Annotated in this window: 21 protein-coding genes; 17 read left to right on the top strand and 4 right to left on the bottom strand. The window is 33.8% G+C overall.

Translation table 11 applies throughout. From position 1 onward, the window contains the following. Positions 1-10: 10 nt before the first annotated feature. Positions 11-907 carry a gliding motility-associated ABC transporter ATP-binding subunit GldA gene (gldA, locus tag AC8GF4_RS07730; protein ID WP_506593675.1) on the bottom strand — a complete coding sequence of 299 codons (897 nt, stop codon included), beginning with the start codon at positions 905-907 and terminating at the stop codon, positions 11-13. 202 nt (positions 908-1,109) lie between these two features. Between gldA and AC8GF4_RS07735 the strand changes: the two genes are divergently transcribed. From AC8GF4_RS07735 to kynU, 15 genes are all read left to right on the top strand, one after another. Beyond that, complete coding sequence (locus AC8GF4_RS07735) at positions 1,110-1,688, top strand: outer membrane beta-barrel protein (RefSeq protein ID WP_506593676.1); 579 nt, start codon at positions 1,110-1,112, stop codon at positions 1,686-1,688. 107 nt (positions 1,689-1,795) lie between these two features. Continuing rightward, complete coding sequence (locus AC8GF4_RS07740) at positions 1,796-3,040, top strand: dicarboxylate/amino acid:cation symporter (RefSeq protein WP_506593677.1); 1,245 nt, start codon at positions 1,796-1,798, stop codon at positions 3,038-3,040. Positions 3,041-3,597: 557 nt separating this feature from the next. Then, positions 3,598-4,425 (top strand): prephenate dehydratase, encoded by an 828-nt coding sequence (locus AC8GF4_RS07745; RefSeq protein ID WP_506593678.1) that lies wholly within the window; start codon positions 3,598-3,600, stop codon positions 4,423-4,425. A gap of 129 nt (positions 4,426-4,554) precedes the next feature. Further along, positions 4,555-5,700 carry a pyridoxal phosphate-dependent aminotransferase gene (locus AC8GF4_RS07750; protein WP_506593679.1) on the top strand — a complete coding sequence of 382 codons (1,146 nt, stop codon included), beginning with the start codon at positions 4,555-4,557 and terminating at the stop codon, positions 5,698-5,700. 48 nt (positions 5,701-5,748) lie between these two features. Next, the gene (locus tag AC8GF4_RS07755) at positions 5,749-6,606 is read left to right on the top strand and encodes a prephenate dehydrogenase (protein ID WP_506593680.1); all 858 of its coding nucleotides are present in this window, start codon (positions 5,749-5,751) and stop codon (positions 6,604-6,606) included. 135 nt (positions 6,607-6,741) lie between these two features. Then, positions 6,742-7,824 (top strand): chorismate mutase, encoded by a 1,083-nt coding sequence (locus tag AC8GF4_RS07760; protein WP_506593681.1) that lies wholly within the window; start codon positions 6,742-6,744, stop codon positions 7,822-7,824. Between the two features lie 298 nt (positions 7,825-8,122). Then, positions 8,123-9,100: a ribosome small subunit-dependent GTPase A gene (gene rsgA / locus AC8GF4_RS07765; protein ID WP_506593682.1), complete on the top strand. Its 978-nt coding sequence runs from the start codon at positions 8,123-8,125 to the stop codon at positions 9,098-9,100. Positions 9,101-9,153: 53 nt separating this feature from the next. After that, positions 9,154-9,606: a D-aminoacyl-tRNA deacylase gene (dtd, locus tag AC8GF4_RS07770; RefSeq protein ID WP_506593683.1), complete on the top strand. Its 453-nt coding sequence runs from the start codon at positions 9,154-9,156 to the stop codon at positions 9,604-9,606. Between the two features lie 54 nt (positions 9,607-9,660). Then, on the top strand, positions 9,661-11,577 hold the full coding sequence (locus AC8GF4_RS07775) for a DUF3858 domain-containing protein (RefSeq protein WP_506593684.1): 1,917 nt from the start codon (positions 9,661-9,663) through the stop codon (positions 11,575-11,577). Positions 11,578-11,584: 7 nt separating this feature from the next. Next, positions 11,585-13,603 (top strand): DUF3857 domain-containing protein, encoded by a 2,019-nt coding sequence (locus tag AC8GF4_RS07780; protein WP_506593685.1) that lies wholly within the window; start codon positions 11,585-11,587, stop codon positions 13,601-13,603. Between the two features lie 3 nt (positions 13,604-13,606). Further along, positions 13,607-15,604 carry a DUF3858 domain-containing protein gene (locus AC8GF4_RS07785; protein WP_506593686.1) on the top strand — a complete coding sequence of 666 codons (1,998 nt, stop codon included), beginning with the start codon at positions 13,607-13,609 and terminating at the stop codon, positions 15,602-15,604. Next, positions 15,601-15,927 carry a nucleotide pyrophosphohydrolase gene (locus AC8GF4_RS07790; RefSeq protein WP_072943771.1) on the top strand — a complete coding sequence of 109 codons (327 nt, stop codon included), beginning with the start codon at positions 15,601-15,603 and terminating at the stop codon, positions 15,925-15,927. The genes AC8GF4_RS07785 and AC8GF4_RS07790 overlap by 4 nt, the downstream gene beginning before the upstream one ends. An 80-nt stretch (positions 15,928-16,007) precedes the next feature. Continuing rightward, entirely contained in the window at positions 16,008-17,243 is a 1,236-nt protein-coding gene (gene aroA / locus AC8GF4_RS07795) for a 3-phosphoshikimate 1-carboxyvinyltransferase (RefSeq protein ID WP_506593687.1), read from the top strand. A gap of 164 nt (positions 17,244-17,407) precedes the next feature. Next, positions 17,408-18,457 (top strand): tRNA preQ1(34) S-adenosylmethionine ribosyltransferase-isomerase QueA, encoded by a 1,050-nt coding sequence (gene queA / locus AC8GF4_RS07800; protein WP_506593688.1) that lies wholly within the window; start codon positions 17,408-17,410, stop codon positions 18,455-18,457. Positions 18,458-19,043: 586 nt separating this feature from the next. Continuing rightward, on the top strand, positions 19,044-20,321 hold the full coding sequence (gene kynU, locus AC8GF4_RS07805; protein ID WP_506593689.1) for a kynureninase: 1,278 nt from the start codon (positions 19,044-19,046) through the stop codon (positions 20,319-20,321). Between the two features lie 43 nt (positions 20,322-20,364). On the opposite strand, the gene AC8GF4_RS07810 is transcribed toward kynU, so the two are convergent. After that, complete coding sequence (locus tag AC8GF4_RS07810) at positions 20,365-21,012, bottom strand: flavin reductase family protein (RefSeq protein ID WP_506593690.1); 648 nt, start codon at positions 21,010-21,012, stop codon at positions 20,365-20,367. A 262-nt stretch (positions 21,013-21,274) separates the two neighbouring features. Here AC8GF4_RS07810 and AC8GF4_RS07815 point away from each other — a divergent pair, with 262 nt between their 5' ends. Beyond that, positions 21,275-23,659, top strand: coding sequence for a penicillin acylase family protein (locus tag AC8GF4_RS07815; protein ID WP_506593691.1), 2,385 nt, complete (start codon positions 21,275-21,277; stop codon positions 23,657-23,659). 8 nt (positions 23,660-23,667) lie between these two features. Here AC8GF4_RS07815 and AC8GF4_RS07820 read toward each other — a convergent pair whose 3' ends face one another. Together AC8GF4_RS07820 and AC8GF4_RS07825 are read right to left on the bottom strand one after the other, a co-directional pair. Next, positions 23,668-24,114: a YybH family protein gene (locus tag AC8GF4_RS07820; RefSeq protein WP_506593692.1), complete on the bottom strand. Its 447-nt coding sequence runs from the start codon at positions 24,112-24,114 to the stop codon at positions 23,668-23,670. A gap of 42 nt (positions 24,115-24,156) precedes the next feature. Then, positions 24,157-25,665, bottom strand: coding sequence for a helicase HerA-like domain-containing protein (locus AC8GF4_RS07825; protein ID WP_506593693.1), 1,509 nt, complete (start codon positions 25,663-25,665; stop codon positions 24,157-24,159). Between the two features lie 362 nt (positions 25,666-26,027). Between AC8GF4_RS07825 and AC8GF4_RS07830 the strand changes: the two genes are divergently transcribed. Continuing rightward, entirely contained in the window at positions 26,028-26,852 is an 825-nt protein-coding gene (locus AC8GF4_RS07830; RefSeq protein WP_506593694.1) for a MotA/TolQ/ExbB proton channel family protein, read from the top strand. Positions 26,853-26,876 lie beyond the last annotated feature (24 nt).

The following is a 26,876-nucleotide window of genomic DNA, read 5'->3' on the forward strand; positions in this document are numbered from 1 at the left end:
CGCTGCCAACTTATTTAGTAATCTCCCTAAATACAGCTTCCAAATTCTTGTTTTTCTGATTCAGTTGCAAAGTCTTCAATCCATTGTCATAAGCAAAATCAAAAACGGTTGGTCGCATATCTTTATCTGAAAGAAAAGTCAACTCCCATAAGCAATCGTGTATGTTTTTAAATGATTTAAGATGCTTAATTTGAGCAATAAACTCTTCTTCTATTTTAAAATCAAATTCGACTTCTATTACTTGTTCTTTATTGGCTGAGATTAAATTGTCTAGTTTTTTGTCGGCAACGATTTGCCCCTTATCTATTATGATCACGCGATCGCAAATCGCTTCCACTTCCTGCATAATGTGTGTAGAGAGGAAAACTGTTTTGTCTTTCCCAACGTTTTTGATCACATTCCTGATTTCGACCAATTGATTAGGGTCCAATCCTGTTGTAGGTTCATCTAAAATTAAAACATCAGGATTGTGCAGTAAGGCATTGGCCAATCCCACTCGTTGACGATATCCTTTAGACAATTGTCCTATTTTTTTATGGCTTTCGGTTTGTAAACCCGTCAGCTGAATCACCTCTTCAATTTTGGATTTTTCTACTTTATAAACATCAGCGTTAAAAGCCAAATATTCTCTCACATACAAATCCAAATACAATGGATTGTGTTCCGGCAAATAACCAATAGAAAGCTGTACCGATTTTTCCTGAGAGTTTACATCAAATCCATTCACCAGTGCAATACCAGAATCGGCGTTGATGTAAGTGGTCAATATTTTCATCAAAGTCGATTTCCCAGCACCATTAGGCCCCAAAAAACCAACAATTTCTCCTTTTTTGACAGCAAATGAAATGTTGTCCAATGCTTTTTGAGTGCCGTAATTTTTCGAAATGTTTTTTACTTCTATTGACATAAAACTTTGTTTGTTGCAAAAGTAAATAGAAAATATATAGTTCTTCATTAAACGCTAAAAAATTATATTTTAATTGACAACAATCAAAAGGGTTAAGGAAATTTAGATAAAATAAAAATTATATGAAAAATAAATTAAGAATCACGAGTTGTGGCGCGATTATTGTTAATGATTTATTAATTTTTAACAAATCAAATAAACTATGAAAAAAACATTAGTAATTCTTGCATTGACTATTATAAGCTATGCAAATGCCCAAAAAGGAACGTACCTGGTATCTGGGAATTTTACTTATTATTCTTTAAAAAGTGATAATGAAACGTTGTATAATTTTTGGGGATTTTCTCCTAAAATTGGTTATCAGTTCAAAGATAATTGGACAGCAGGTGTAGTTGCTTCAATTTCCACTGCAAAAAACGGAGGTGCTTCTTATGAAAATAAGACAAATGCTTATTCAATTGGTGGGTTTTTGAGATATTCTAAGCCATTAGGCAATCTTTTTGTTTTTTATACAGATTTAAGTTCTGGGTACAATAATTCTAAAATGACAAACAGTTATTATGGAGGGAATAACCCACCAAACACTAATAATACTGGTGATGGTTTTCATGTAGGAATTCTTCCAGCTATTTCTTTAAATATAAGTAATGGTTATGCTTTAAATTTTAATATTGGAGGTATAGATTATAGTAGGATGAACTATGATGATGGAACGTATATGGAGTCTACTTCTATAACAATTGGGCAAGCTTTTTCTGCAGGAATTTCCAAAAACTTTTAATACCTATTCTCTATAATATAAAAAAAGCATTCGTGAATTCATGGATGCTTTTTATTTTTAGAATTTTCTCATTAAGATTTATATATTTACAATCAAACAGATCCAATATGAAAAAATCAAATTCAGGCAGTTTTTTGAAAAATTACAGCAGCATTCTATTACTCCTTGGCGGAATAGCCGTTGGTAGCATCTTAGGTTTAGTTTTCGGAAATGGCGTAGAAGTCATAAAACCATTAGGCGACATCTTCCTGAATTTACTTTTCACGGCTATCATTCCGCTAGTGTTTTTCACCATTGCTTCCTCCATTGCCAATTTGCAAAAAACAGAGAAACTCGGTAAACTCTTCGGAATAGTAATCGGAGTGTTCTTGACCACGGTAATTATTTCGGCCATTGTAATGCTAATTGGGGTATTGATTTTTCCAATTCATCAAGACATAATACTTTCAAAAACCTCTTTAGAAACCATTCAGGAAAGCAGTACGGGTTCTCAAATCACACAGCTTCTTACGGTTAATGATTTCTACGAAATATTGTCAAGAAAAAATATGCTCGCACTTATATTATTTTCTTTCCTAATCGGTTTTTCAACCTTGCGCGCAGGCGAAACTGGAAAAGATTTTGCTCGATTCCTAAATTCAGGTAACGAAGTAATGAAACAATTACTGCACCTCATAATGAAAACGGCGCCTATCGGTCTTGGAGCTTATTTTGCGTATCAGGTTGGAATTTTTGGACCGCAATTGTTTGGAGCTTATGCCAAACCATTGGCGCTTTATTATGCCGTTTGTGCCTTTTATTTCATTGTATTTTTCAGTTTGTACGCCTTCTTCTCAGGCGGAAATCAAGGACTCAAACTATTTTGGAAAAAGAACATCACACCGGCTTTAACCGCCGTAGGAACCTGCAGCAGCATCGCAACCATTCCTGCCAATCTCGAAGCGGCCGAGCAAATGAACATTCCAAGTCACATTCGCAACCTTGTAATTCCGCTCGGAGCACCCTTACACAAAGACGGTTCCAGTATGTCGTCGATTGTTAAAATTGCGGTTATTTTCGCTTTATTCGGCAAGGATTTAACCGACCCTTACACCATATTAACCGCCATCGGAATCACCATAATAGTATCGGTAGTCGAAGGTGGCATCCCAAACGGTGGGTATATAGGAGAAATTCTCGCCATAACCGTTTACGGATTCCCAATGGAACAAGCCTTACCGGCCGCCATGATTATAGGGACTTTAGTCGACCCAATGGCCACTTTATTAAATGCCAATGGCGATTTGGTTTGTGCAATGGTCGTCACCAGAATTTCAGAAGGCAAAAACTGGATTTCAAAAAAAATCACTTAATTCAGAATCAGGGCGTGACCCTGTCGAGAAAAGGGGCTTATTTGTAGAACCGCCCATTCAGCCCCTTTCCTCAACACGGTCGGGCTATCACGAGCGCTTTGGCGCCTTGCTCTATCCCTCACGCAAACACAACACCTTTAGATTAAAAACAGAAGTGTGCCGTTTTTCATCAACTTTATAAAGGAAGGAATTCAAAAAGTACTATTTTTTATCCAAATAGCCATTTGTTGTTTCATTTTTTGTTTTGAATTCAATAAATATAGCTGTTTAAAAAGTCTTATTTTTATGGAATTAACAGTCGAAACAACGTTTCACAAACAAATCTTTTTTTGTTACATAAAACAGTATTATTATTTTGGCTGACTCAAAATATGTTATACATTTGCAATAAATAATTGAAACAAAGCACACAATGTCAACTAACCGTTTTTATTTTAGCAACTCTTTTTATTTCTTCTTTAGGAAGTAAGGGATTGTGCTATGGTTATTTGAAAGATTAAAAAACAAATAAAACTAATATACAATCCTGATGAAAATCAGGATTTTTTTTTGACCCAATGAGAACGAAAATTGCAATACAAGGAATTAAAGGATCTTTCCACCATCAAGTGGCTCAAGACTATTTTTATCAAAATGTAGAAGTGGACGAATGTCTGTCTTTTGAGGAATTGGTAGCGAGTTTACTTTCTGGAAAATCAGATCAGGCAGTAATGGCCATTGAAAATTCTATCGCTGGACCTATTATTCCAAATTACGCACTAATAGACAAAAACAATTTGCACATTATAGGAGAACATTATTTGGATATTCACCAAAATTTAATGGCGTTGAGAGGTCAAAAAATAGAAGATATTCTAGAAGTGCATTCCCATCCGATGGCTTTGTTACAATGTATGGAATTCTTAAAAAAATACCCAAACATAAAACTGGTTGAAGACAAAGATACTGCCGAAACCGCCAGAAGAATTCACGAAAAACAACTAACAGGAATTGCTGCAATTGCCAGCAAAACAGCCTCGGAAATGTATGATTTGGAAATTATAGCTCCAGAAATCCAAACGATAAACAATAATATGACTCGTTTTGTTATCATTAAAAAGGAAAAAGAATTTGCGAACGAAAACGAAATCAACAGAGCATCTATCAAATTCGAATTGGATCACAAACGAGGAAGCTTGGCTGCGGTGCTAAATGTAATGAGCGACTGCAAATTGAATTTAACCAAAATTCAATCGTTACCAAAAATAGAAACACCTTGGAAATATTCTTTTTTCGTTGATGTTACTTTTGATAAATATGAAGATTACGCCAAGTCAAAAGCATTGTTAACCATTATGGCCGAATATTTTAAAGTATTGGGAGAGTATAAAAATACAAAGCCTTAAAAAGAGCAAAAAGCAAAGTGCAAATTCAGAAGGGAATAGAGTTAGTAAATAATAAATAAAAAATCTCCTTATCCGGTTTCGGCTCCCCCTCCTTCGGAGGGGGTTGGGGGGAGGAAAATACACAATACCATGATTACAACAGCAAAACGTCTCGATATCATTGAAGAATACTACTTCTCCTCAAAGTTGAGAGAAGTGAGACAACTAGCCTCAGAAGGAAAACCAATTATCAATATGGGAATTGGAAGCCCGGATTTAAAACCATCACAAGCGGTTATAGATGCAGTAGTTTCTGCTATGCAGGATGAAAATGCACACCAATATCAAAGTTATCAAGGATTGCCAGAACTTAGAAAAGGAATGGCCGATTTTTATCAAAATAATTATGGAGTTGCCTTAGATCCAGCTGTGGAGATTTTGCCTTTAATTGGTTCCAAAGAAGGAATTATGCACATATCTATGGCTTTCTTGAATGAAGGAGATCACGTTTTGATTCCAAATCCAGGGTACCCGACATACAGTTCAGTGACAAATTTAGTTGGTGCAGTTCCTGTTTATTACGATTTGAAAGAAGCGAATAACTGGGAACCTGATTTTGAAGCTTTGGAAAAACTGGATTTATCAAAAGTAAAAATCATGTGGATTGGGTATCCGCACATGCCTACAGGAGCGAGAGGAAGTTTGGAATTGTTTGCGAAATTAGTGGCTTTCGCCAAAAAGCACAGCATATTATTGGTCAATGACAATCCGTATAGTTTTGTTTTGAATGATAAACCAATGAGCTTATTGCAAGTGGAGGGAGCCAAAGAAGTGGCATTAGAATTGAACTCTTTGAGTAAAACCTTCAACATGGCAGGCTGGAGAGTTGGAATGGTTTTGGGTAATGCAACGCTGATTGACGCCGTTCTTAAAGTAAAAAGCAACATGGACAGCGGTATGTTCTACGGAATTCAAAAAGGAGCTATTGAAGCTTTAAAAAGTGATCAGTCTTGGTTTGACGCTATGAATGCCGTTTACAAAAAACGCCGTGTACTTACGGAACAATTAGCAGAGAAACTAGGTTGTGAAGTATACAAAGAAGGTGTTGGACTATTTGTTTGGGCAAAATTGCCCGAAGGAATTGAATCTGCCGAGGATTTTATAGATAAAATATTATACGAGAAATCTATTTTTATTACTCCAGGAACTATTTTTGGAAACAATGGAGAAGGGTACATCCGATTTGCACTTTGTGTAAAAGAAGAAAAGGTACAAGAAGCAATTGATAGATTTTAGACTATAATTGTTATTGATTTTTGCAATTGACATTGATATTTAAACAAAATGAACATATACGTAATAGGTGTTGGGTTAATAGGAGGGTCAATAGCATTGGATGCTAAAGATTTGAATCCTAACAACAAAATTTTCGGAATTGACAGCAACGAAAAGCATTTGCAGGAAGCAATAGCGCTTGGAGTTATTGACGAAGCGGCCACTTTTGATGATTTGGGAAAAGCAGATTTAGTGATTGTTTCGGTTCCAGTAGATACGGCGATTGTGGTTTTGCCAACTGTGTTGAATTTAATTCCAGATTCGGCTATTGTTTTTGATGTGGGTTCGACCAAAATTCCAATTTGCGAAGCGGTTGCCAATCATCCAAAGAGAAGGAACTTTATTGCAACGCATCCTATTGCGGGAACGGAATTTTCTGGCCCAACGGCGGCGATAAAAGGCTTGTTTCAAGGGAAAACGAACATCATTTGTGAGGTCGAGAAAACGACTTTCAAATTACAGGAAAAGGCATTGTTGCTATTTACTGCAATAGGAATGAGAATCCGATACATGGATCCAAAATCACATGACAAACATATTGCTTATGTGTCGCATTTATCTCATATCAGTTCGTTTATGCTGGGAAAAACGGTAATTAATAAAGAGAAAGACGAACAAGATATTTTTGACATGGCAGGTTCTGGTTTTGAAAGTACCGTTCGTTTGGCCAAAAGTTCACCGGCAATGTGGACGCCGATTTTTAAACAAAACAAAAAACAAGTTGTAAAAACATTGGAAGAATATATTTCTAATTTATCCAAATTCAAAGATCTTTTGGTTAATGATGATTACGAAGCGATTTTTAACGAAATGCAAAGCGTAAACAGAATAAAAGAAATATTAAACGGAATGAATGTCAAAAAGTAATAAGCAATATGTTTGCAGTAATACTTTAGATTTAAAATAGAATAAGAAGAATTAAATAATAAAAGTAGTAAGTAATTAAAAACAATCATCCATTCACGATAACAGAAGTGTTGGAATGGGGAAAACTAAGAAAAGATGGAAAACAAGAAAGAAATGAGAGATTGGTTGAACGAATTCAAATTGTCTCACCCACTTGTAATTGCAGGACCTTGTAGTGCTGAAACAGAAGAGCAAGTTTTAAGAATTGCTCATGAATTGAAAGACTCGGACGTTAGCGTATTTAGGGCGGGTATTTGGAAACCAAGAACGCGTCCAGGAGGATTTGAAGGTGTTGGTGAAATTGGATTGAAATGGTTGAAAAAAGCCAAAGCAGAAACAGGTTTGCTTATGGGTACGGAGGTGGCTACAGCAGCACACTGTAAATTGGCTTTAGAAAATGATATTGATGTTTTATGGGTTGGTGCTCGTACAACGGCAAATCCGTTTGCTGTTCAAGAAATTGCTGATACATTGGCAGGAACAGATAAAATAGTTTTGATTAAAAATCCAGTAAACCCAGATATGGCTTTATGGTTGGGAGGTGTAGAGCGTTTGTATGCTGCTGGAATCAAAAAATTGGGAGTTATCCACAGAGGGTTTTCTACTTACGAGAAAACAAAATACAGAAACATTCCAGAATGGCAAATTGCTATCGAATTGCAAAATAAATTCCCTGATTTACCATTAATTATAGATCCATCACACATTACCGGAAACCGCGATATGATTCTTGAAGTGACTCAAGAAGCATTGGATTTAAATTACGACGGTATGATTATCGAAACGCACCACGACCCAGAAAATGCTTGGTCTGATGCAGCTCAACAAGTGACTCCAGACGCTTTGAAACAAATTTTCAAAGATTTGAAAGTCAGAAAAGTGAGTGGTGATACTGACGAATTTACTAATAAAATGACTAAGCTAAGAGCTAATATTGACGTACTTGATGCGAATTTATTAGAATTATTAGGAAAAAGAATGAAAGTAGCTGATGAAATTGGACAGGTAAAAAAAGACAATAACGTGGCTATTCTACAAAACAACCGTTGGAATGAAATCCAAGAAAAAATGGTTGCCGAAGGAGCTAAAAAAGGATTGACAGAAGAATTTATAGTTAAATTATTCAAAAACATTCACCAAGAAAGTATTGGACATCAAGAAAAAGTCTTGAATTCGTAAGAAGATTTTAGGTTTTAGATTGAAGATTAACGATTTTTGATTTCAGGAGTCGAAAAATTTAGATTTTAATAAATCCCAAGGCTCAGGTTTTGGGATTTTTTTGTTTATTTAGGAAGTCTTACAAATCTAAAATCGCTAATCTTCAATCTTAAATCCTTCTAGTTTTCGGATTTTTTGTTTGTTTTGATGCATTCCAAAATCATAAATCTAAAATCGTTAATCTACAATCATAAATCCTTTATCTTTGCAACGTCTTAGGTTTAATCTAAAAATCTAAAATCTAAATTTTAAATTAATAATGACAGGACTCGTATACAAATCTACAGGAAGTTGGTACACCGTAAAATCGGAAAAAGGTGATTTTATAGAATGCCGTATGAAAGGGAAATTCCGCATCAAAGGAATTAAAAGCACCAATCCAATTGCTGTGGGGGACATTGTCGATTATGAACTTGAAGAATCATCGGATACGATTACTGGAACGATACATAATATTCACGATAGAAAGAATTACATTGTACGTAAATCGGTGAATTTATCACATCAAATGCACATTATTGCATCTAATATTGATCGTGTTTTTTTATTGGTTACGATTAATAATCCTCCTACTACATTCAACTTTATTGACCGTTTTTTGGTCACAGCAGAAGCCTATGGCATCGAAGCTATTTTGGTTTTTAACAAAATAGACACTTTGGATGATGCTACACTGGATGAGCAGTTGTACATGCAGCACGTGTACCAAGAAATTGGATACAAGTGTTTGAGAGTTTCTTCAACCGAAAAGAAAGGTGTTGAAGCTTTGCAAGAAATGATGTTAGACAAAGTAAGTATGTTTTCTGGTCACTCTGGTGTGGGAAAATCTACTCTGGTAAATGCTATGGAACCTTCTTTGCATCTTAAAACCAAAACAATTTCGGTAGCCAGTAAGCAAGGACAGCACACCACTACTTTTGCCGAAATGTATGATTTGTCTTTTGGTGCCAAAATTATTGATACTCCAGGAATCAAAGGTTTTGGAATGGTCGATATGGATCCAGCAGAAATAAGTGGCTATTTTCCAGAATTTTTTAAATTGAAAGACCAATGTAAGTTCAATAATTGTTTGCACAAAGAAGAGCCAAATTGTGCTATAAAAACGGCTTTAGAAAAAGATGAAATCGCTTGGTCTCGTTACAATAGTTACCTCAAAATACTAGAAGGTGATGACGAGCATTATCGCACTGATGATTACAACGAGGATAGAATCATTAGCGATAAATCTAGAGAATAGTAGAGACGTGATTTATCGCGTCTAAATTATCACATCTATTTTAAAATTAGAAAATGAAAGTTGTTCTACAAAGAGTTTCCTCCGCTTCCGTGACTATCGACAATAACATAGTAGCCGATATTCAAAAAGGTCTACTTGTTTTGATAGGAATTGAAGATGCAGATACACAAGAAGATATCGACTGGTTGGTGGGAAAAATTACCAAGATCCGTATTTTTGATGATGAAAATCACGTCATGAATTTATCCGTTCAAGATATTGATGGTGATATTATTGTGGTAAGCCAATTTACACTGCATGCTTCTACCAAAAAAGGAAATCGCCCTTCGTATATAAAGGCTTCAAAACCAGAAGTTGCCATTCCGCTATACGAGAATTTCATAAAAAAGTTGGAAAAGGGACTTGGAAAAAAAGTGCAAACAGGCATTTTTGGAGCCGATATGAAAGTGATGTTACTCAATGACGGGCCTGTTACAATACAGATGGATAGTAAAAATAAAGAATAACTTTAGCTTTTATTTAAACTAAATTTTCTTATATTTCGGGACTAAAACTTTTTTATGTCCTACAAATTTACTTCCATTATTTCGGTTGTTTTTTTATTTATCACATCATTTCTTTTTGCTCAAAAAAACGATTACAGTGCCCTGACTATTTCGGACAGTCTCAAAGAAAACGCCAATGCTGTTGTTCGTTTGAACCAAATTGATATCGTTATTGCGTCTCAGCGCAGTATGAATATCAAGACCAAGAGAGTGGTAACTGTTTTGAATGAAAAAGGTTTTGACGCTGTTGAAGCTTATGAAAATTATAACAAATCAAGTCCAGTAAAGAGTATATTGGCAATAGTTTATGATGCTTTTGGAAAAGAAATTAAAAGAATAAAAAGAGGGGATTTCAGGGATGTAAGTGCCGTTAGTGGGAGTACGTTATTCGCTGAAAGCCGCTATATTTATTTGGATTATACTCCAATTCAATATCCATTTACAGTTGTTTTTGAAAGTGAAATTGAATCTTCAAATACAGCTTTCATTCCGCAATGGATGCCTTTGACTGATTATGGTGTAAGTATAGAAAAAAGCACGCTTAATGTAATTTATCCATCAAACCTTGGATTTAAATACAAAGAATACAATTTTTCAAATTTTAAGATTGTAAAAACAGGAGATACTTCAAAGCAACTTACTTATGTAGTAACAAAAATGTTAGCCCAAAAAGAAGAAACAGCAAGCCCTTCTATTAGTAGGCTTTTCCCAAAAGTACTATTGGGATTAGAGTTATTTCAATTAGAAGGTGTAGATGGAACAGCTAAAACTTGGTTGGAATTTGGAAAATGGTATAATGAAAAAATCCTATCGAGCACTACAGATTTGCCAGAAGAAACTATAATGAAAATTAAAACTCTTGTTGGTACTGAAACCGACCCAATCAAGAAAGCACAAATTATTTATAAATATGTTCAGGAAAAATCAAGATATGTTAGTGTTCAAGTAGGAATAGGAGGATGGAAACCAATGTTGGCAAGTGATGTAGATCGCTTGGGATATGGAGATTGTAAGGCATTGAGTAATTATACCAAAGCACTTTTAAGTTCAGTAGATGTACCTTCTTACAATGTGGTTTTATATGGTAGCCCACAAAAGCGTGATGTAGAAATTGATTTTGTTTCAATGCAAGGAAATCATATGATTTTGGCAGTCCCTCATAAAGATAATTACATTTTCTTAGAATGTACTAGTCAAGTCGATCCTTTTGGTTATCAAGGAACTTTTACGGATGACAGAAACGTTTTAGTAATTAAACCCGAAGGAGGTGAAATTGTCCATACTAAAATATATGAAGATATGGGAAATGCTCAGATGAGTAAAGGTACCTATTCCATTTCTGAAAACGGAGATTTTTCAGGAAAAATTGGTATTGTTTCCGAAGGTTCCCAATACAATCAAAAATTTCATAATGATAAACTTTCTCCAACTGAAATGGAAACTTTTTACAAAGACTATTGGAGCACCATAAACAATTTGAAAATTAAAAAAGTCACTTTCAAAAACGATAGTGATAAAATAAGTTTCACAGAAAATGTAGAAATAACCGCTTCAAATTACGGCAACTTTTCAGCCAATAAAATGATGTTTGCCGTAAATGCGTACAATCAATTTACTCAAAGTATAAAACGAATCCGAAATCGAAAAAGTCCTTTTGAAATTCAACGCGGTTCGGTTGATATTGATGAAATCGAAATAGCCTTACCTGCTAATTTTTCAATTGAATTTCTTCCAGGAAATGTTGAAATTAATGGAAAGTTCGGTGAGTATAAAACGGAAATTGTAAAAAAAGACAATGCTACTATCGTTTACAAACGAAAATTCTTTTTGAAAAAAGGGTTGTACACCAACAAAGAATACGATGAATTCCGCCTTTTTATGGAGCAAATTTCCAGAAATGACAACGCCAAAATAATTTTAACCAAATCTTAATTACAAAATGATAACCAAACAATTAACCACTTTTTTAGGAGTACTACTATTTTGTTTTAATGCAAATGCCCAAGAATTTAAATTAGGAAAAGTCTCCATTGCCGAACTGGAACAAAAAGCACATCCAAAAGATACAGCTGCTGTTGCCGCAATATTATTTAAGAAAGGGGAAACCAGATTTGAATTTTCACAAAGCGAAGGATTTGTAATGTATACAGAAGTTGACACCCGTATCAAAATTTATAAAAAAGAGGGTTATGATTGGGCAAATCAAAATATAAGGTATTGTTTAGTAGGTGATTCAAAAGAATTTATTTCGGTTTCTGATGCAGTAACTTTTAATTTAGTCAATGGAAAAATTGAAAAAACCAAGCTAAAAAGCGAAGGAGAATTTGACGAAAATATTAATAAATATTGGGGGCAAAAAAAGATAACATTACCCAATGTGAAGGAAGGCTCTATTATTGAATTCCATTATACAATTAAGACAAAAACTTTAGGATCATTCAGAGAATGGAGTTTTCAATCTAGTATACCAGTAAATCACTCTGAATTTACTACTTATATCCCTGAATTTTTTGTTTATAAAACAAATAAAAAAGGATTTATTTTTCCTAATACAACCACTAAAAGTTATTCAAAATCAATTACTTTAACCAGTAAAGAAAATAGAGGTAATGGGTCAGGCTTTGTGGGAGTTGATATAAATCAAAGTGAATTTGCCTATCAAGAAAACCAAACCAAATATTTGGCAGAAAATTTACCAGCAATGAAAGAAGAGGCTTATGTAAATAATATAGAAAATTACACCTCTAGTATTTCACACGAACTTTCTATGATAAAAATAAACAATATTCCTACAAAAAAATATTCAACAGATTGGGAATCGGTAACTAAAAAGATTTATGAGTTTGAAGATTTTGGACATGAACTCAATAAAACTGGTTATTTTGAAGAGGATTTAAAAACACTTATAAGTAGTAAAATGACTAGTAATGAAATTATTGGAGGGATTTTAGATTATGTAAAAACGAATATTAAATGGAATGGGAGTAATAATTATTACTGTAATGATGGTGTGAAAGCAGCCTATAAAAACAAAACAGGAAACGTTGCCGAAATTAATCTGATGCTTACATCAATGTTACGTTATGCAGGATTCGATGCCAATCCAGTAATCATAAGTACACGTGCCAACGGAATCGCATTATTCCCGAGTTTAAATGCTTTTAATTATGTCATTTCAGCTATAGAAACTGCTGAAGGATTAATTTTAATGGATGCTAGTGAAATCTTTTCAACTCCTAATGTACTCCCATTACGTGATTTGAACTGGTTTGGAAGATTGATTAGAAAAGACGGAACTTCAGTTGAGGTAGATTTAATGCCAAAAAACATATCAACGGATTATGTTATGATGAATTATAGCATTGATTCTAGTGGTAAAATAGAAGGAAAATTGAGAAGACAAAGAACAGACCATAATGCTTTGATTTTTAGAAACAATTTTTTAAATAAGAATGAGGATGTTTATATAGAAAAACTTGAAAATGATAATCAAAATATTGAAATAAATGATTTTTCTATGGTAAATGTGAAAGATATACCGTTGCCAGTCATTGAAAATTTTTCATTTACAAGTTCTAATTTATGTGAACTAATTGGGGGTAAAATTTATGTGAATCCAATGTTGTTTTTCGCTATTGAAAATAGTCCTTTTAAGCAAGAATCTAGAGAGTTTCCTGTTGATTATGGTTTCCCATTTATGGATAAATACACAATAAATATTGATATTCCGGAAGGATATGTGATAGAAATACTTCCAAAATCAGCAGTACTTAATATGGAAGATAATATAGGAAACTTCAAATTTATTTCGAATGCATCTGAAAATAAAATTCAATTATCGGTTTCACATCAAATAAATACTCCTATTGTTTCCTCAGAATATTATTCGATGCTAAAAGAGTATTATCAAGCTATGATTGCTAAAGAAACAGAGAAGATTGTTTTAAAGAAAGTGTAAGTAATGAGAGATTTTAAAACCTTTTTAGCATTGCTTATTTTGTTTTCTTTTGTCAATTTAAATGCTCAAAACTTCGAATTAGGGAAGGTGTCTATTGCAGAATTAAAAGAAAGGCAACATCTTAAAGACACGAGTGCAGTTGCTGCAGTTCTTTTTAAAAAAGGGAAAACTAGTTTTGATTATTCTTTAAAAAATGGATTTGTTGTAGTTACAGAAGTGACAATGCGTATTAAAATCTATAAAAAAGAAGGCTATGATTGGGCTAATTTTACCATGCCTTATTATGTGGGATATGAAAATTACAATGATGATGTTGTTAAATTTTCGAATGCGGTTACTTATAATCTTGTAAATGGAGCAATTGAAAAGTCAAAGCAGAATAGTGAAGGAAGCTTTAAAAAAAAAGTAAATGAATATTGGAATGAAGCTTCTATTACACTTCCAAATGTTAAAGTAGGGTCGGTCATAGAGTTTAAATATGTTTTAAAAACAGAAAACATTGTTAAGTTTCCTGTTTTCTTTTTTCAGGATAAGATTCCAGTAAACTATGCTGAATATACCACAAACATTCCTTATTTTTTCACCTATAAGCCTATTCAGGTTGGTTATGTTGATATTAAAATGGATTCAAAAGTGGTGGATGGAGGTTTTTCTTTTGATGATAAAAGCCAGCAAACCGTTATGTTGAGTTTCAAACAACTAAAGACAAAATATACTGCCGAACATATTTCAGCTTTAAAGGAGGAAAATTATGTTGATAATATTCAGAACTACCAGTCGTCGCTGCTTCATGAACTCGAAAAAACCAATTTTCCCGATGAAAAAGAAAAGAATTATTCAAAAGATTGGGATGGTGTAGCTAAAGCTATTTATGAGGAGAAAGAATTTGGAAAAGAATTAGAAGAACGTCCTTTTCTTCTGGATGACTTAAAAACTATTTTAAATGGGATTGATTCGCAAGAGAAAAGACTTGATGTTGTTTTTAGATTTGTTCAAAGCAAAATGAATTGGAATAATGATTACGGATATTACACAGATAAAGGTGTAAAACAAGCCTACTCTGACAGAGTCGGTAATGTTGCCGAAATAAATTTTATTCTCATATCGATGTTGAAATTAGCAGGGTTGGATGCGAGTCCAGTTTTGGTTAGTACAAAAGAACATGGAATACCTGTTTTTCCTAATAGAACCGTATTTAATTATGTTATAGCAGCTGTTGTTATTGATGGCAAACAAATATTATTGGACGCAACACATAAATTCACTACACCAAACATTTTGCCATTAAATGTTTTAAACTGGAAAGGACGTCTTGTTAGACAAGAAGGAGTTTCTCAAGAAGTTGATTTAGTGCCTACAAAAGCATCTGCCAAACATCATACTTTGATGTTCAAGATGGATAAGACCGGTAAAATGGAAGGAAAGTACAGGCTTCAAATGACAGACTATGAGGCTTATAGTTTTAGAGAGAAATATGCTGAAATGAATACAGATGCTTATTTGGAAAAGAAAGAGAATGAAATAGGGAGTATTAATATTCAAGATTATTCCATTGACAATAAAAGGACTGATTTTGCCAATCCTATTGTGGAAACTTATAATTTTACAGCAAACAATCATTGTGAAATAATTGGCGATAAAATATATGTAAATCCGTTGTTGTTTTTTACGCAATCAAAAAACCCTTTTGTTCAGGAAAAAAGAGGAATGCCTATTTATTTTGGCTATCCGAAATTGGAAAAGTTTATCATAAGTATTGAAATACCGGATGGGTTTACTGTAGAGTCAATACCCTTGCCAATGAGGATTTCGACAGACGGGAAAGAGTTGTCTTTTTTAATTAATGTGGTTAAAGAAGGCAACTTGGTTCGGGTTATTGTTACTAAAGAAGTTAATTTAGCTAAAGTACATGCTGATTTTTATGATTCAATTAAAGAGTTTTATCAAAAAATGATTGACAAACAAAACGAAAAAATAGTTCTAAAAAAAATACAACCATGAACCTAAAAAATTCCCAACTAGAAGTAGACAATTGGATCAAAGAACACGGAGTTCGATACTTCAATGAATTGACCAATATGGCGCAACTTACTGAAGAAGTAGGCGAAGTAGCCCGAATTATTGCCCGTCGTTACGGTGAACAATCCGAAAAAGAAAGCGACAAAAACAAAGATCTTGGCGAAGAATTGGCCGATGTGGTTTTTGTGGTATTGTGCTTGGCCAATCAAACCGGAATCGATTTGCAAGCCGCTTTTGACAAAAAAATGGATTTGAAATCGGTTCGCGACAAAGACCGTCACAAAAACAACGATAAACTAAAATAATGTTATAAGTCAGGGCAAAGTTTTGGTACATCCTTTTTTTAAAATAAATTTGCCAAAACACACCTATCAATTACTCCAAAATGAATTTACTGTTACAAACTTCGAAACTCGATTTACAAGAACAAATTGCAATTACGGGTTCCAAAAGCGAAACCAATCGATTGTTATTACTTCAAGCATTATATCCAAATATTACTTTAGCCAATACTTCCAATTCTGATGATAGCGAGGTAATGCAAAAAGCTTTGAAAGGGAACGAGGAAATAGTAGATATTCATCATGCAGGAACAGCAATGCGTTTCTTAACGGCCTATTTTGCAGTAAATGAAGGTCGAGAAGTAGTGTTGACAGGTTCTCAAAGAATGACCGAACGCCCAATTAAAGTTTTGGTGGAGGCTTTGCAACAATTAGGAGCACAGATCACTTATGAAAAAGAAGAAGGGTATCCGCCTATTCGAATCAAAGGGCAGAAAATTACCGCTCACAAAGTTAGCATTCCTGCTAATGTAAGCAGTCAATACATTTCGGCACTGCTTTTGGTAGCACCAAAATTAGAGAATGGAATCGAACTGACTTTAGTTGGAGAGATTACCTCTGTTCCATACATCAAAATGACTTTAGCTTTGCTGAATGATTTAGGTATTCTGACCAGCTTTATTGGAAACGTAATTACGGTACATCCAAAGAAAGAAGTGGAAAGTAAAGTAATGACGGTAGAATCCGACTGGAGTTCGGCGTCCTACTTTTTCAGTTTAGTCGCTTTGGCAAAGACTGCTTCTATTTCTTTGACAAGTTACAAAGAAACCAGTTTGCAAGGAGATTCAGCTTTGGTTGCAATTTACAAACAAATGGGAGTGGTTTCACATTTTGAAGGAAATAAACTGACTTTGACCAAACAAGAAGATTTTGTTTATTCCGACTTAAATTTAAATTTAAACAATACCCCAGATATAGCACAAACGATTGTAGTTACTTGCTTGGGTTTAGGAATTGGTTGTCATCTTACGGGTTTGCATACTTTGAAAATTAAAGAAACCGATAGACTCGAAGCACTTCGAATTGAAATGACAAAGCTGGGTGCCAATATATCGGTTACCAATGATAGTTTGACATTGATAGCAACACAAAATATCAATCAAGAGATAAGAATTGATACGTATAATGATCACAGAATGGCAATGGCATTTGCACCTTTAGGTTTAAAAGTGCCAATTATCATCAATAATGCCGATGTAGTTTCAAAATCATATCCGGATTTTTGGGATGATTTAAAAAAAATAGGTTTTTTTATGGTTCAAAAATGGTCGTTTACATAGACTTTTGTTGCGTTTCGATAGCTATAGGAAGAGGTGAGTTGAAAATAAACCCCTAAACACTTGACAACGCCTATCTCACAGTCGTATATTTGCACACGAAAGATTTTTAAGTTCAGTTTAAACAACTTGAAACTTGAAATTTTAAACTTTTAAACAAACAGCAAATGAAATTATCTCACTTTCAATTCAATTTACCAAAAGAACTTCTTGCAGAATATCCAGCCGAAAACAGAGATGAGTCTCGTTTGATGGTGATTGATCGTAAGAAACAAACGATAGAACATAAAATGTTTAAAGACGTTATCGATTATTTTGATGATGGTGATGTTTTAATTTTGAATAATACTAAAGTTTTTCCAGCTCGTTTGTATGGAAACAAAGAAAAAACTGGAGCTAGAATTGAAGTTTTTTTACTTAGAGAATTAAATGCAGAACAAAGACTTTGGGACGTATTAGTAGATCCAGCTCGTAAAATTAGAATCGGAAATAAATTATATTTCGGAGATGATGATTCATTAGTAGCCGAGGTAATTGACAATACAACTTCTCGTGGAAGAACATTGCGTTTCCTTTACGATGGTTCGTACGAAGAATTTAGAAATAAATTGACTGAACTAGGAGAAACTCCTATTCCAAAATACATTAGCCGTGATGTAACACCAGAAGATGCGGATCGTTACCAAACAATTTATGCAAAGGAGGAAGGAGCTGTTGCTGCACCAACTGCAGGATTGCACTTCTCTAAACAATTGCTGAAAAGATTGGAAATCAAAGGAATTAAATTTGCCGAGGTAACACTTCACGTAGGTTTAGGAACTTTCAATCCAGTTGAGGTTGAGGATTTATCAAAACACAAAATGGATTCTGAAGAGTTGAAAATCACTCAAGAAGCGTGTGATATTGTAAATACTGCCAAAGCAGCCAAGAAAAGAATTTGTACCGTTGGAACAACTTCTATGCGCGCTGTAGAAAGTTCAGTTTCATCACACAACACTCTGAATCCTTATGATGGTTGGACAAATAAATTTGTTTTCCCTCCTCATGATTTCAGTATCCCAACGTGTATGATTACCAATTTTCACACGCCAAAATCTACTTTATTAATGATGGTTTCAGCTTTTTGTGGACATGATTTAATGAAAAAAGCCTACGAAGAAGCAATCAAAGAAGAGTACAAATTCTATTCTTATGGAGACGCAATGTTGATTATATAATTCGCATTCAAAATTACAAATACAAGTCTCGTCAGCAATGGCGAGATTTTTTTTGCCCTAACTGAGCGAAGCGAACATAAGTTTATAAAACTAAAAACTAAAAACTAAAAACTAAAAACTAAAAACTAAAAACTAAAAACTAAAAACTAAAAACTGAAAACTGAAAACTGAAAACTTTCTTCTGGGCGTATTACGGGCTATCCATTACAAGTCTTTACCCAAAACCAAAGTAATACTAGCACTGCGGGAGCTTCCGTTGGTCGCTTCCTCGTTGCTGTATTACTAAATGGTTTCAGAAAAAGACTTTCCATTATTATCCCTAACGCAATTCGTTTTCCAAAAGAAATATAGTGAGTAAAATATAGTATAGTATCAAATAGACTAATTTACTTGAAAAATAACTAAAACTTAAATGTTAGCAGAGTCGTATTCCCCTCTTGAGAGGGGCTAGGGGTGTGTTTTTGTTTCTAAATTAAGATTCAAGTTCTGTTGTTCGCTGTTTATTAGCACGTTGTCTTTTTTCTCTATTCTAGTATCTATTCTCTATTTTCTTTTTCTACTTTTACGGCTATAAAGCCAAGAAAAGATGGATTTCAAAAACACCTTAGAATTTGCACAACAACTCGACGCGCAAGATCATTTACACAAATACCAAGACGAATTTATTTTTCCAAAAGTAAATGACAAAAAGGTAATTTATTTTACCGGAAATTCTTTGGGATTACAGCCCAAAAGAACCAAAAAATATGTTGATGAGGTAATGAATGATTGGGCAAATCTCGCCGTTGAAGGTCATTTTTATGCCGAAAAGCCGTGGTGGGATTATCACGAACGTTTTGCCAATCCGTTGAGTAAATTAGTTGGTGCTTTGCCAAGTGAAGTTACGGTAATGAATACTTTGACTGTGAATCTTCATTTGTTGATGGTGTCTTTTTATAAACCAACAAAAAAACGTTTTAAAATCATTTGCGAAGAAAAAGCTTTTCCTTCCGATCAATATATGTTTCAGAGTCAGGTGCATTTTCATGGATACAAACCCGAGGATGTTTTGGTAGAAATCAAACGTCGTGATGGAGAACACAACATAAGACTGGAAGATATTCTTGCGAAAATTGAAGAAGTAGGTGAGGAGTTGGCATTGGTTTTAATAGGCGGTGTAAATTATTACACAGGTCAGGTTTTTGACATGAAAACCATCACCGAAGCAGGACACAAACAAGGTGCTTTTGTAGGTTGGGATTTGGCGCATGCTGCTGGGAATGTTAAACTAGAACTGCACGATTGGAATGTTGATTTTGCGGCTTGGTGCAGTTACAAATACATGAATTCGGGGCCAGGAAATGCTTCGGGATGTTTTGTTCATGAAAAACACCATGACAATAAAGAGTTGCCTCGATTTGCTGGTTGGTGGGGACACAACAAAGAACGACGTTTCAAGATGGAACCCGTTTTTGATCCAGTTAATGGAGCCGAAGGTTGGCAAATAAGCAATTTACCAATTCTTTCATTAGCCCCTTATTTGGCCTCAGTTGAGATGTTTGCCGAAATTGGGATGGATCAATTAATCTTAAAAAGAGATAAAATCACTTCGTATTTAGAGTTTATTCTGAACGAAATAAGTAAAGAGGTGCAAGGTGCTTTTGAAATTATAACACCATCAAACCCATCCCAAAGAGCTTCACAATTATCGGTCTTGCTTCATGGTGAAGGTCGCAGTCTTTTTGATTATTTAATGAAAAATGGAGTAATTACAGATTGGAGAGAACCCAATGTAATTCGACTGGCACCAGTTCCTTTATACACCTCGTATGAAGATATGTTTCACTTTGGACAAATTTTAAAAACAGGAATTTTAGAAAAATAAAAAAACGGGAATAGTTATAAAAAGCTATTCCCGTTTTTAAACCTTATTCTTTATCTTTTTTGAAAGATTTTGTGGGTACATTTTGTTGCGCATATTGAAAACGGTCAATTAATTTGGGTAAAAAATAACCGTCTACACCATTTAGTGCCACGATATTGCCTTTGTCAAGTTGCAACCAACCATCTTTGTGTTCTAAATCTTCATTATAATAAACGTGTTCTATTGAAGCAACAATATGAATAGTGTCATTTTCTTTAATTAAATACTCGTTTACATACTTGCAATACAGCTGGACAGGACTTCCTTTTACAAAAGGAATTGTAATGCCTTCTTTGTATTCTTCTTCTAGATTGGTTTTGTCAAATTCTGAAATTTCCGAATCGTAATTTGCAGAGGTATGATGCGCGTCGGCAATCATATCTATTGTGATGTGATTGATAGTAAAAAAACCAGTTTCCATAATGTTTTTGTACGTATCTCTTGGTACAGTTGTTGGACGGACAATAAAACCTACTAGAGAAGGGCTGCTTCCTAAATGCGTTACACTACTAAAAATGGCTACGTTTGTATTGCCTTCAATAGATTTAGTAGCTATTAAATTCGCCGATTTAAATCCAGTACAAGAATTAATTAAATTCAATTTTTCAATCTTATCCATTTGTGAAATGGTTTCTTTTGAAATATGTTTCATGGCTTTTAAAGTTTAAACAAATATAAGGATCTGTTGTTTATTCGTTTTAGTTTAATTCAATAAACTCAATAAATTTGACATATTTTAACTTTTACTATTGAAATTCTCAATTTTAAACAAAAAAAATAATAATAATGCTAAAAGCAATTTTAAATGTATTTTTTTTATATTTGAGAAAAATTACTACAATATAAAATACATAATGAAATTATTCTTCTTAATTTATTTTATACTTAAAAAAACAAGACTTAATTGTATATAAATGAGATACGCAAAAAAAATTTTTCTGGCTTTACTTTTTACAATTATATTGTTAGTGGTTACTTTTTTCGTTTATTCATTATATCAAAAACCAAAATACGAAGGGGAACTACAATTACATACTATTAAAAAAGAAACAACAGTATATTTTGATGAATTTGGAGTGCCTCATATTTATGCTTCTACTTCAAAAGACGCTATGGTAGCTCTTGGATATGTTCATGCGCAAGATAGGTTGTGGCAAATGGAGCTACTAAGACGCATTGTTCCTGGTCGTTTGTCTGAAATATTTGGTTCAGTTGCTTTAAAAAATGATCAGTTTTTTGTTGGTTTAGGTATTGAAGAAGCTTCTCGTAAAGCTATTGAAAAGTTAGATAAAAATAGCCCTGCATATCAATTAACGATGGCGTATTTGGATGGAATTAACCAATACATCGAGAATGGTGTGACTCCTGTAGAGTTTCAATTGGTAGGAGTAAAAAAACAAAAATTTACTGTTGAAGATGTTTACAATATTTTTGGATACATGTCTTTCAGTTTTGCAATGGCGCAAAAAACAGATCCATTGTTAACTGATATCCACAATAAATATGGAATGAATTATCTCAAAGATTTTGGTCTGGACGGATCTTTCAATGAAACTCGTATTAAAAATTCAAGGCAAAAGATTCAAGAATATGAGGAAATTGCAAAATCGATAGCCTTGCTTCTGGATCAATCTCCGGTTTCTTCTTTTGTTGGGAGCAACAGTTGGGTTATTGCACCTCCCAAAACAAAAAACAATAAAGTGATTTTTGCCAACGATCCGCACATTGGGTTTTCGCAACCGGGTACTTGGTATGAAGCGCATATTGTTACTCCCCAAATGGAATTGTACGGGTGCTACTTAGCAGGAACTCCTTTTCCATTATTAGGACATAATCGAGAATATGCTTATGGATTAACAATGTTTGAAAATGATGATGTTGATTTTTATCAAGAAGCAAATAATCCAAACAATAAGAATCAATACCAAACCTCAAAAGGATATCAAAATTATGAAATTGTCAACAAAACCATTAAAGTAAAAGATAGCTCAGATGTAGTTTTGAATATAAAAGTAAGTCAGCACGGACCTATCATGAATGATCTGTTAAAGGGCTTAAAAAGCGATAAGCCTGTGGCGATGTCTTGGATTTACACCAAACAGCCCAATCATATTCTTGATGCGGTTTATACTATTTCGCATTCCAAATCTATGAATGATTTTCAAAAAGGAGTCTCGCTTATTGTGGCTCCTGGTTTGAATGTCATGTATGGTGATGCCAAAGGCAATGTGGGTTGGTGGGCTTCGGGAAAACTCTACAAACACAATCCAGGTGTTAATACTAATTTTATTCTTGATGGAACTAGTGGTAAAGAGGAGATTACTTCTTATTTGGATTTTTCCAAAAACCCATCAGCAGTTAATCCAGATTGGAATTATGTATATTCTGCAAACAATCAGCCAGAAGCAATTGATGGTTTCTTCTATCCGGGTTATTATGTTCCCGAAGATCGTGCAAGAAGAATTGTGCAACTACTTGAATCAAAATCAAATTGGGACAAGAAAACGACAAGTGAAATGATAGTTGACAATACAACTTTGGTTGCTCCAGAAGTTGCTAAAATTTTAATTTCTAATGTAAATTATGCAAAGCTTTCAAATACTGAAAAAGAAGCAATAGACAAATTGAAAACTTGGAAAGGCTCTAATGATTTGAATGATGTAGCGCCTACAATTTATAATAAATGGATTAGTTTGTATTTGAGAAATACTTTTCAAGACGAATTAGGAGACGAGACTTTCAATCAATTTTTGGGAACACACATTATGAAGCAAATTATTGCAAGACAAATCTTGAATAATAATTCACCGTGGTGGGATAATGTAAAAACTAAAAACCAAATTGAAACAAGAACTCAAATTATAACTCAATCTCTTAAAGAGTCGGTTATAATGTTAGAAAAGCAATTAGGAAACTCACAGTCTCAATGGTTATGGGGTAAAGTGCATACCGTAGAGTATCAACATCCGTTAGGTAAAGTGGCTGTGTTAAGACCGTTTTTTAATGTTGGCCCTTTTGACGTTCCAGGTTCAAATGAAGTGATAAACAATCAATTTTTTGACAATCTTGATGATGGACTGTATAAAGTAAAAGGAGGTCCATCCAGTCGAAGAGTAATTGATTTTTCCGATATTGAAAACAGCTGGGGCATTTTGCCAACTGGTCAATCTGGGAATCCATTTAGTAAACATTACAATGACCAAGCTGATTTGTACAATGCAGGAAAATTTCGAAAAATGAAATTGAATAAAAAGGAGATTATAGAATCTTCTACAAAACTGGTTTTTTATCCTCAATAGAATTAATATCAATCCCAAATGTATTTCCAGGAACCGTCTTTTTGTTTTTTCCAAACGGTATGAAAAACACCTTTGGATACTTGTTCTTTCCCAGATATATCTTTTGATGTCCAAACATATTTACCATAACTAGAAGCCATATCTCCCCCGTCTGAAACAGTTACGGCGTCGGGAGACCAAGTGACAGATACGTTTTGGTACTTTGGGTTTGAGTAGTATTTTTTGATATTGGCTTTGCCAACAATTAAAGTATCGTGCTCTCTTTTGATAACTGCACTTGAGTCCGCAAATTGATAAAAACCTTCTGCTGGACCCTTTTCGGCTACTAGTTTTTCAAAATCTTTTTCTGTTTTAACTATTTGCAGTTTGATGTAAGTAAGATTTTTTGTTTCGGATTTTGGTGTACAATTTATTAGAAACAAAACACACACTAGAATACAAGCGCTGTTTTTCATAACTGGTTTAAATATTGGTATTACTCCACTTAAATAGTAAAATTATTTTTTAAACATTTTAGACAATATTCCAAATGCTCCTCTGATAAAAGAGGCACTAGTTACTACTTTCAAAACCGATTTTGTAACTACACTCGCTTTACTTGGCTCGGTGTTTTCCTGTTTTTTCTCTTGTTCAACGGCAACTTGCTCCTGAGCAGCATCTATTTTTTTAGTTAGCATCTCATAAGCACTTTCGCGATCAAGAATTTCACTGTACTTTTTGACTAATTTGGATTTGGTGTTAATTTCTTGGATTTCAGCATCAGTCAAAACATCCATACGACTCATTGGTGCTCGCATCATAGTAGCTACAAGTGGGGTTGGAATTCCCTTTTCGGATAGTGCAGTTACAAAAGCTTCACCAATTCCTAAACTGGTCAAAACCTCGTCAGTTTTATAATATTCAGACGTAGGGTAGTTATCTGCCGATTGTTTGATTGCCTGTCTGTCATTGGCTGTAAAAGCTCTTAAAGCGTGTTGAATCTTTAATCCCAATTGGGCCAAAACGCCACTTGGAATATCCATAGGGTTTTGAGTAACAAAATAAACGCCTATCCCTTTGGATCGGATCAGTTTTACTATGGTTTCAATTTGTTCCAATAAGGCTTTACTAGCTTCATTAAAAATTAAATGGGCTTCGTCTATAAAAATAACCAACTCTGGTTGATCGGCATCTCCTTTTTCAGGCATTTGTTGGTATATTTCGGCCAATAGACTCAACATAAAAGTAGAGAATAATTTAGGCTTGTCTTGAATGTCAGTTAAACGGATGATATTAATATAGCCTTTCCCATTTTCATCAAGACGCATTAAATCATCAATTTCAAAAGACATTTCGCCAAAAAACAGATCGGCCCCTTGCTGTTCAAGTTCTATTATTTTTCTTAAAATAGTTCCCGTAGTAGAAGTAGAGATCTTACCGTAACTTTCTTCAATTTCGTCTTTTCCTTCGTCTGTTATATAATTAATAACTTTTTTTATGTCCTTCAAGTCTAGTAATGGCATTTTGTTGTCATCACAATATTTAAAAATTACAGATATAACTCCTGCTTGCGTATCATTCAAATCCAAAATTCTAGAAAACAAAACAGGTCCGAATTCTGAGACAGTAGATCGAAGGCGAACACCGTCTTGTTTGGATAGTGTCATTAATTCTACAGGAAAACTTGATACAGAATAGGGAATGTTCAATTTGGCATGACGTTCTTTTATAAAGTCTTTCTCTTCGCCCTCTTTGGCAACACCACTAAAATCTCCTTTAATATCCATCATCAAAACGGGGATTCCAAATGATGAAAGTTGTTCTGATAGAACTTGGATAGTTTTTGTTTTTCCAGTTCCTGTGGCTCCAGCGATTAAACCATGTCGGTTTAATGTTTTTAATGGAATTTTGACAAAAGTATCTGCTATGGCTTCTCCGTCTAAAATTGCGCCTCCTAACGTTATACTCTCGCCTTTGGACAAATATCCGTTATTTATATGCTCTAAAAACGCTTCTTTTTTGCTCATTTTGATTGGATTTTATATCAATTGCAAGTTATACATTTTTTTTTAAATCTTGGAATTAAGGATTTACTGTAAAAAATAGTCTTAATTCATTGCATATAATGTTATTTTTCATTTTTTTTAATTCATCTCTTTTTTTAATTATAATATTCGGAATACTTAAAATGGCTTTTTATTTTACAAAATTGTTTGGAATTGTTGAATAAAATGAAGAATAATTCTTAAAAAACGTTGTAGTCAGTTAATGAGAATAAAATAATATGTAAGATTAGTTAAAAAAAAGTTTTTTTATTTCAACTAAAAAATTAAATTTGCTCCTATACAAGTTTATTAGAACTAAAAATAAATATTTAAAATTAAAAAAAATGGCAAACGTTAAAGTTAAAAAGGAAAGCACTTCAAACGGAGGAGGAATGATTTCAGGAATTATTATTGCAGCATGTATCTTTGTTGGATGGTTGATCTGGTCTCAAGTAATGGGAGATCCATCAAATTTTGAAGGTGGAGATATTGAAAAAGGGCATCCATTGAATACGTTAGGACAAGTATATAAAGGAGGATTTATTGTACCAGTATTATTAGGTATGTTGTTAATGGTTATTGTATTTTCTATCGAGAGATTTTTTGTTATATCAAAAGCAGCTGGAAAAGGAAATTTAGATAAATTCATGAAAGCAATTCAAACTAGCATTAAATCTGGAGATATTGAAGGAGCTATTGTTTCTTGCGACAAACAACAAGGTTCTGTTGCAAATGCAATTAAATCTGCTTTAATTAAATACCAAGATGTTAAGAAAGAAGGTTTCAATAGTGAAGAAGCTTCAGAAACTATTCACAAAGAAATCGAAGAAGTTACAGCTCTTGAATTACCAATGTTGGAAAAAAACATGACTATTATTTCTTCTTTAGTTTCTTTAGGGACACTTGGAGGATTATTAGGAACAGTATCGGGGATGATTAAAGCGTTTGGTGCTTTGGCTTCTGCTGGAACTCCAGATCAAGCTGCACTTGCAGTTGGTATTTCTGAAGCTTTGATTAATACAGCTACAGGTATCTCTACTTCTATTGCTGCTATTGTTGCTTACAACTTCTTTACTTCAAAAATTGATGATTTAACATACTCTATCGATGAGGCTGGTACTACAATCGTTAATACTTACAGACACTTTAGAGGTAGTTTAAAACAATAATTAATTTTTGATATTTTTTTATCA

The sequence above is a fragment of the Flavobacterium rarum (SeqCode) genome (assembly GCF_965234445.1).
Lineage (GTDB): Bacteria > Bacteroidota > Bacteroidia > Flavobacteriales > Flavobacteriaceae > Flavobacterium > Flavobacterium rarum.

What these genes read in the sequence shown, in the direction of transcription:
- AC8GF4_RS07755 (WP_506593680.1), top strand. Translation starts at nt 5,749, where the DNA reads ATGAACATATACGTAATAGGTGTTGGGTTAATAGGAGGGTCAATAGCA.
- AC8GF4_RS07735 (WP_506593676.1), top strand. Translation starts at nt 1,110, where the DNA reads ATGAAAAAAACATTAGTAATTCTTGCATTGACTATTATAAGCTATGCA.
- queA (WP_506593688.1), top strand. Translation starts at nt 17,408, where the DNA reads ATGAAATTATCTCACTTTCAATTCAATTTACCAAAAGAACTTCTTGCA.
- AC8GF4_RS07780 (WP_506593685.1), top strand. Translation starts at nt 11,585, where the DNA reads ATGATAACCAAACAATTAACCACTTTTTTAGGAGTACTACTATTTTGT.
- AC8GF4_RS07750 (WP_506593679.1), top strand. Translation starts at nt 4,555, where the DNA reads ATGATTACAACAGCAAAACGTCTCGATATCATTGAAGAATACTACTTC.
- AC8GF4_RS07810 (WP_506593690.1), bottom strand. Translation starts at nt 21,012, where the DNA reads ATGAAACATATTTCAAAAGAAACCATTTCACAAATGGATAAGATTGAA.
- rsgA (WP_506593682.1), top strand. Translation starts at nt 8,123, where the DNA reads ATGACAGGACTCGTATACAAATCTACAGGAAGTTGGTACACCGTAAAA.
- AC8GF4_RS07825 (WP_506593693.1), bottom strand. Translation starts at nt 25,665, where the DNA reads ATGAGCAAAAAAGAAGCGTTTTTAGAGCATATAAATAACGGATATTTG.
- AC8GF4_RS07740 (WP_506593677.1), top strand. Translation starts at nt 1,796, where the DNA reads ATGAAAAAATCAAATTCAGGCAGTTTTTTGAAAAATTACAGCAGCATT.
- AC8GF4_RS07760 (WP_506593681.1), top strand. Translation starts at nt 6,742, where the DNA reads ATGGAAAACAAGAAAGAAATGAGAGATTGGTTGAACGAATTCAAATTG.
- AC8GF4_RS07775 (WP_506593684.1), top strand. Translation starts at nt 9,661, where the DNA reads ATGTCCTACAAATTTACTTCCATTATTTCGGTTGTTTTTTTATTTATC.
- AC8GF4_RS07815 (WP_506593691.1), top strand. Translation starts at nt 21,275, where the DNA reads ATGAGATACGCAAAAAAAATTTTTCTGGCTTTACTTTTTACAATTATA.
- gldA (WP_506593675.1), bottom strand. Translation starts at nt 907, where the DNA reads ATGTCAATAGAAGTAAAAAACATTTCGAAAAATTACGGCACTCAAAAA.
- AC8GF4_RS07790 (WP_072943771.1), top strand. Translation starts at nt 15,601, where the DNA reads ATGAACCTAAAAAATTCCCAACTAGAAGTAGACAATTGGATCAAAGAA.
- AC8GF4_RS07785 (WP_506593686.1), top strand. Translation starts at nt 13,607, where the DNA reads ATGAGAGATTTTAAAACCTTTTTAGCATTGCTTATTTTGTTTTCTTTT.
- kynU (WP_506593689.1), top strand. Translation starts at nt 19,044, where the DNA reads ATGGATTTCAAAAACACCTTAGAATTTGCACAACAACTCGACGCGCAA.
- AC8GF4_RS07745 (WP_506593678.1), top strand. Translation starts at nt 3,598, where the DNA reads ATGAGAACGAAAATTGCAATACAAGGAATTAAAGGATCTTTCCACCAT.
- AC8GF4_RS07820 (WP_506593692.1), bottom strand. Translation starts at nt 24,114, where the DNA reads ATGAAAAACAGCGCTTGTATTCTAGTGTGTGTTTTGTTTCTAATAAAT.
- dtd (WP_506593683.1), top strand. Translation starts at nt 9,154, where the DNA reads ATGAAAGTTGTTCTACAAAGAGTTTCCTCCGCTTCCGTGACTATCGAC.
- aroA (WP_506593687.1), top strand. Translation starts at nt 16,008, where the DNA reads ATGAATTTACTGTTACAAACTTCGAAACTCGATTTACAAGAACAAATT.
- AC8GF4_RS07830 (WP_506593694.1), top strand. Translation starts at nt 26,028, where the DNA reads ATGGCAAACGTTAAAGTTAAAAAGGAAAGCACTTCAAACGGAGGAGGA.